This window comes from Nocardia arizonensis (genome assembly GCF_001310275.1).
Taxonomy (GTDB): Bacteria; Actinomycetota; Actinomycetes; order Mycobacteriales; family Mycobacteriaceae; genus Nocardia; species Nocardia arizonensis.
This window is the reverse complement of sequence record NZ_LGYZ01000049.1, coordinates 180834-187153: the sequence shown is the minus strand read 5'-3', so window position 1 is coordinate 187153 and position 6320 is coordinate 180834. Positions and strand designations below refer to the sequence as shown.

Below are 6320 nucleotides of genomic sequence, written 5' to 3'. Positions count from 1 at the left end.
GGCCACGACGACCTTCGCGCCTTCGGCGGCCAGGGCTCGTGCGTAGGCCGTGCCGATGCCTTGGGCCGCGCCGGTGACGATGACGGATCTTCCCGCGAAACGGGTCATGTGTTCCTGCTCCTCTGCGAGGGTGTAGAGGTCGGTGTGTGGCGTGGTCGACGGCCTTGGCGCGATGCGACGACATTGTCTGGACACGTGTACGGAAATATAGGCGCGGGAGGCGACTGGGCGCAAGAACATGTTACAGAAAGTGGGCCGGAGTCGGTCCGGTGCGTCGCCATGGGGCCGAGGTGTCGCGCGAGTGCGGATGGCGCGCGCGTATCCCGGATATCCGCGCGATATCGCCGTATGCGGCACGTGCGCACCTATGGTGTCCAGACACGTGTACCGTCTACCGGTACGCCCGGCGCGCCGATCCATTCAGCCGCCATGAACGTGTTCCGGTAGTGCCGCGCTTCGATCCAACCCCGGGCGACGTTCTTCCAATGCCACGGGTGCGTCCTCCGGCATCGGCGCCGCCACCGCGCCGACATCGGCCGACCGGTGGCGCTCGGCGCCTCTGCCGTCACGCACGTCGAAGGCTGTTCGATGTTGACAGACTCCGGCGGGACGATTTCGATGGTGCTGTAGCTATGGCTTATCGAGGGGGAGGCCGCGGATGCGTGATCGGTTGTTGGGGGCCGTGTACGCGCGTCTCGACAGGCTGAGGGCCACAGGCGATCCCGCCGATGTCCTGTCGCCGGACGCGCTCACCGAGATCGAACAGTTGATCGAGGAAGTGGGAGACATCGGCGAAGACGTCGAGGTCGCCTGTGCGGTGGGATGGCTGTTCTGGCACCGCTTCCAAGCATTGCCCGAGGACGAGGCGCAGGTCGATCTGTGGGGCGCCATCGATTCGTTCGCCGTTGTGGTACAGGGCTTCCCGGATCGCGTGCCCCGCTCGGTGCGCGAGTTCTACGAGCGCGAGCCCGGCTCGTGGAACGACCAGGGCGCCGAGTTGATGAGCGAATACGAACAGACCGGCGATCTGCCCGCGCTCTACAACGCGACTCGCTTGTTCACCCACGCGGTGTACGCGACACCGGAGGACCACCCGGACTCCGGCATGTACTTGTCGAATCTCGGTGCGGCACTGTTGACCTGGTACAGGCGAACCGGAGACGGCCACGCGCTGGACGAGTCCGTGGCGACGCTGAGAGCCGCGATCGCGGCTACGACGGTCGAGGATCCCGACCGGGCCCGGCATCTGAGCAACCTCGGCGGGGCGCTGGGAACCGTCTACCGCCGGACCGGCGATACGGACGCACTGCGCGAGTCCATCGATGTGAGCCGGGAGGCCGTCTCGATGACACCCGCCGACCATCCCCACTACGCCACCCGGCTGTCGGGCCTGAGCACCGAACTGCGAATCCTCTTCGAGCGTACCGGTGTCGAGGCGACACTGACCGAAGCCATACAGACGGCCGAGGCCGCGGTCGCCTCCGAGTCGGATCCGGCCGAGCGCGCATCGCACCTACTCAACCTCGGCGTAGCCCTGTTGGCGCGGCACACCCGTTCCGGTAGTCGCGAGGCGTTGGACGAAGCGATACGGGCCGGACGCGAGGCTCGCGCGACCACCGGTGTCGCCATGGACACCCGTGCCCTGATCGGCAACCATCTCGGGAACGCGCTCGAGGCCCGGTTCGAGTCGCTCGGCGATCAGGACGCACTGACCGAGGCAATCGACATCTTCCGGGACACGGTGGACATCACGCCGGAGGAAAGTACCGCTCTGACAATGTATCTGGGCAATCTCGGCAGTGCCCTGTTCCTTCTGTTCAGACGCACCAACGACCTCGCTGCGCTCCGCGAGGCGATAGCCGTGGACAGGAAGGCCATCGACGTCACCCCCGCCGGTCATCCGTCCCGAGCACCGTTGTCGACCACGTTGGCCAATGCCCTTCATGACCTGGCCGCGGAGACAGGCGAGTTGGCGCCATTGCAGGAGGCGACCGCGCATGCCCGCGCCGCGGTAGCGGTCATGCCGGCGGATCACCCCGCTCGGTACTGGAACCTGACGAATCTCGCGAGCACGTTGCGCGCCCTGTCCGAGCGGACCGAAGACCCCGACATCGTCGAGGAGGCGGTCCGGGTGGCCCGGGAAGCGGTCGAGGCCACCCCACCGGGCCATCCGCGCACCGCGACCAGCCTGTCCAACCTCGCGCTGGCACTGCAACGCCAGGCCGAACACACCGGCGACGGTGACACTCATGAGGAGGCACTGCGCGCATTCCAGGACGCGGTCGACGCGACACAACTCGACGATCCCGGACGCGGCAGCGGACTGAACAACCTCGCCACGACCATGTTCAAGATGCACGAGAGAACGGGCGACGAACGGGTTCTGCGCGCGGCGATCCAAGCGACACGCGACGCTGTGGCCGCCGCCGCGACCGATCATCCCGAACGCGCCATGTACTTGGTCAATTTGGGATACGGCCTGCACAAGCTGTTCCTCGAGACCGCGGAGCCCGACGCGGCGACCGAATCGACGGTCGCGTTCACCGACGCGGCGTCGTCGGTGAACGCCGCCCCCCGGGTCCGGCTCAGCGCCTACCGGGGAATGGGACATGTCGCCATGACAGCAGGCGACGGCGCGTCCGCGGTAGCGGCGTTTCAGCACGCGGTGGCACTGCTGCCGCAGATCTCCCCGCGACGGCTGATCCGTTCGGACCGAGAATACAATTTGGGAGAGATCGCAGGTCTCGGCGGCGAAGCGGCGTCTGCCGCCATCGCGGCCGGGCGTCCCGAACTGGCGGTCGAGCTGCTGGAACAGGCTCGTGGGGTGCTGCTGGCCGAGACCATGGACTCCTACCGCGATCTGGACGAATTGCGGGCCTGCGCAACGGATCTCGCCGATCGGTTTACAGGACTTCGGGACGCGCTCGACGCTGCCGATGACGTTGCCCGACGCGGCGATCTGGCACAGCAATGGGACGAACTGCTCGCCCACGTCCGACAAATTCCCGGACTGGAGAAGTTTCTGCGACCGCCATCGTTCGACGAATTACGGGCGCAGGCGGCCGAAGGCCCGATCGTGATCCTGAACGTGAGCCGCTATCGAGGCGACGCGCTCGTTCTCAACGCCGCCACGGACGAACCCGTACGTGTGGTCGAACTGCCCGGCCTGACCCGCGACGAGATCATCCACCAGGGCAATCGGCTCCACTCCGCCGTCGACGACGCCACCGAGAATTCCATTACCCGGCGCCTACGCGCACAGCGCGAGGTGGAAGAGGTCCTGGGTTGGCTATGGGACGCGATCGCCGAGCCCGTCCTGCGCGCCCTCGGAATCCACCGCGCCCCCGATCGCGACCGGCAATGGCCGCACGTCTGGTGGTGTCCCGTCGGAGAACTCGCCTTTCTACCGATCCACGCCGCAGGCCGACACGGCGATACATCCGCCGCGCGAACCGTCCTCGACAGGGTCGTCTCCTCCTACACGACAACCATCCGCGCACTGCGCTACGCCCGAACACGGCAGTCCCCGTCACCGGCCTCGCCCGCCGCGACCGCTTTGATCGTCGCCATGCCCGAAACCCCTGGCGCGTCCGCTCTGCCCGGCGCATGGGCCGAGGCCGAGACCGTCGCCTCGCTCGTACCCGACACCCGGGTGCTGATCGGGGCGCAAGCGACCCGCGACGCCGTACTCGACGCTGTGCCTCGGTGTGCCATCGTGCACTTGGCCTGCCACGGAATCAGCGACTGGCGCACACCGGCCGAGAGCGGCCTTCTACTCGCCGATCATGTCGACCGGCCGCTCACCGTCACCGCCATCTCGCGGCTACGTTTGGCCGCTGCCGAACTGGCCTATCTGTCGGCGTGCAGCACCGCTGTGGGAAACCAGCGCTTGGCCGACGAAAGCGTGCACATCACCTCGGCCTTCCAACTCGCAGGCTTCCGACGAGTCATCGGCACGCTCTGGCCGATCGGGGACAACGCCGCCGTTCGCATCGCATCCGACATCTACGACCACCTCACTCGAGACGGACGATATCCGCCCGACCCCCACCGAACGGCACAGGCCCTCCACCTGGCAACCCGCCGGATGCGGGCGGAATACGGCGGCATGCCGACCGCTTGGGCAGGCCATATTCACCTGGGGGTGTGAATGTCGCCGTGCGGACGTGTGGCGGTCGTCGTCAGCGTCCTTTGCGGGCGATTCTGGTGATTTCCCGGCCTTCGGCGACGGTGAGCGGGCCGGTTCGGCCGGGTTCGGCGACGCCGAGTTCGATAGCCAGCGCCCTCCCGTGGAGGTCGAGCGCGGCCTCGGACAGCGTGGTCAGGTTGGTGATCGCGGCGCGGGCCCGTACCCATCCCGTTGCGCCGACGACGATCGCGACGAGTGCGGCAGGCCACCACAGGACGCCGAGCGCGAGATAGGCCAAGGCCCAGGTGCCGGTAGCCACCGCGGAGGCGAACGCGGCTGTAGCGCTGGTGATTTCGGATCGCGACGGGTCGGACAGGGTAAGCCACAGCCGCGGCCAGGAAAAGGCCAGGTCGACTCCGTAGCGGTGCAGAGCGACCGATTCGAGGGCGTGGACGCGGTCGCCCATCCAGGTGGGGCGGCCGGGCTCGGCCATCGCCATGTTGTTCACGCGTTCGGCGGCGGCGTCGATCCGGCGCTGCTGGTCGGCGGTCCGCGACCCGTGTGGATGGGCCCGTTCGAGGTCGCGGCGCTCGCCGACCAGTTCCAGCCATCGCGTGCGCCGTCTGCGGACCCGCCACCGCCGCGGCAATGCCAGCGGTCGCGGCCAGGACCCGAGCCAGATCGCGCGGGTCACGCCCGCGAGGGCCTGCACCGCGAGGCCGACGCCCGCGGCGGCGAGCAGCACGGCGAGCACGGTGACCGCTTGGGTGCCCGCGTATTGCCGGGCGATCGAGGCGGTGAGATCGGTGATCGCGTCGCGTGTTCGGATGTAGTCGAGCGCGTGCCGTTGTCCCGATTCGACACCGATCCCGGCGACGGCCAGGAACAACGCACCGGGAATCAACAGCAGGGTGACCCACCGTTCGGCGAGCTTCTTGGCCAGCTCCTGGAAGAAGACACCCACCGGGCGCCTACTGTCGTTTCATCGGGTGGGCGGTGAGCGCACACGACGGCAGCGGCCCGGCGGGCACCGGCACGCAGACGCGGTCGCAGGCGCCGTCCGGGCAGACGAAGGACTCTTGATCGGCTCGCCCGGCACCGAATCCGGGCAATCCGACAGCGACCATCGCGCGGGTCTCGTCTTGACTGCCGCCCAGCAGTTGGCTCAGCAATCCCAGGATCGGACGCCGCGCCGAGGCTTCGGTCTCGATCCGAGCCAATAGATTTCGGCGCGCGTCGGAATGCCGGGCGCACTCCTCGCGCAGCGCCTCCAGTTCCGCGCACAGCATCGTCAACGCGTCGCGCTCGGCGTCGGACACCCGATCCCCTTCCCCGATGAGCATCCACCGGCGGCCACGGTCGCGGTGGTGTCGACCGTCGTCGCGGCACACGCATTCCGCAACGCGCCCTTGATGATTCCATCTACCGGCGGTTCGCGCGAGAGGCGACACCCCGGCGGCGCCGACTCTATTCGGCAGGCGGCCGAACGGGAATCGGCGGTTGCGTGCCGGCGGTACAGCGGGGTCGCGGAGGGGTCGGTTCGGCAACGGCCACGGGCGGGTCCTTCATCGCGGGAGTGTGGCGCGGCAATGCGCGTCGTCGCGGGGAAGCACCTGTCTTCCGTCGGGGCGAACGACGGTGCGATCATCGGTGATGTCCGGCGCGTGGATGGCTCACCACCTGCGCGATCTGTGCCCGCATGGCGTATCGAGACCACGAGGAGGAGTCGCACTCGTCGCCCGCGGACTCGAACGGCTCACCGATGCCGTGGCGTCGGCGCTCACCGCGCGATGCGCGACGCGGGCGAACTGCGCGATGACGCCGACATCCGCCAACTGGCTCTGGTGATCGTGACCGGCTACGAAGGCGGCATGCTCGTCGCACGCGCCCAACGCGACCCGGCGCCACTCGAAGCCGCCCTCGACGCCGCCGTAGCCCGCGTGGAGGCGAGTGCCTGCGCGTCGTGAGCAGCAGAAGAACCGGGAACGAGTAGCCGTCTACTCGTGTGCGGACCGGTCGGCGGATCTAACGTCGACTCGTCGACGGACTCGGCAATCCGGGAGCGGAGGGCGCCGGCACGGACCAGCCCGACAGGCGAACCACGGTTCGCGGACCGGTGGCGTGCGCGGGGTGTCCGGCCGTGGATCTCGAATCGGGCCGGCGGGTGCCGTCGACTCGTTACGGAGATCGA

5 protein-coding genes are annotated in these 6320 nt (G+C 68.4%); 2 read left to right on the top strand and 3 right to left on the bottom strand.

Annotation, left to right across the window (positions count from 1 at the left end; translation table 11 throughout):
• Positions 1 to 108, bottom strand: a 108-nt coding sequence (locus APZ21_RS33870; protein WP_156370891.1) for an SDR family NAD(P)-dependent oxidoreductase, incomplete at its 3' end; no start/stop codon positions are given.
• 550 nt (positions 109 to 658) lie between these two features.
• Here APZ21_RS33870 and APZ21_RS08845 point away from each other — a divergent pair.
• On the top strand, positions 659 to 4150 hold the full coding sequence (locus APZ21_RS08845; protein ID WP_054812743.1) for a CHAT domain-containing tetratricopeptide repeat protein: 3492 nt from the start codon (positions 659 to 661) through the stop codon (positions 4148 to 4150).
• Between the two features lie 31 nt (positions 4151 to 4181).
• Here APZ21_RS08845 and APZ21_RS08840 read toward each other — a convergent pair whose 3' ends face one another.
• Together APZ21_RS08840 and APZ21_RS08835 are read right to left on the bottom strand one after the other, a co-directional pair.
• Positions 4182 to 5093 (bottom strand): hypothetical protein, encoded by a 912-nt coding sequence (locus APZ21_RS08840; protein ID WP_054812742.1) that lies wholly within the window; start codon positions 5091 to 5093, stop codon positions 4182 to 4184.
• A gap of 7 nt (positions 5094 to 5100) precedes the next feature.
• Complete coding sequence (locus tag APZ21_RS08835) at positions 5101 to 5448, bottom strand: hypothetical protein (RefSeq protein WP_156370888.1); 348 nt, start codon at positions 5446 to 5448, stop codon at positions 5101 to 5103.
• Between the two features lie 471 nt (positions 5449 to 5919).
• Here APZ21_RS08835 and APZ21_RS33865 point away from each other — a divergent pair, with 471 nt between their 5' ends.
• Positions 5920 to 6096, top strand: coding sequence for a TetR family transcriptional regulator C-terminal domain-containing protein (locus APZ21_RS33865; RefSeq protein WP_156370886.1), 177 nt, complete (start codon positions 5920 to 5922; stop codon positions 6094 to 6096).
• Positions 6097 to 6320: the final 224 nt, after the last annotated feature.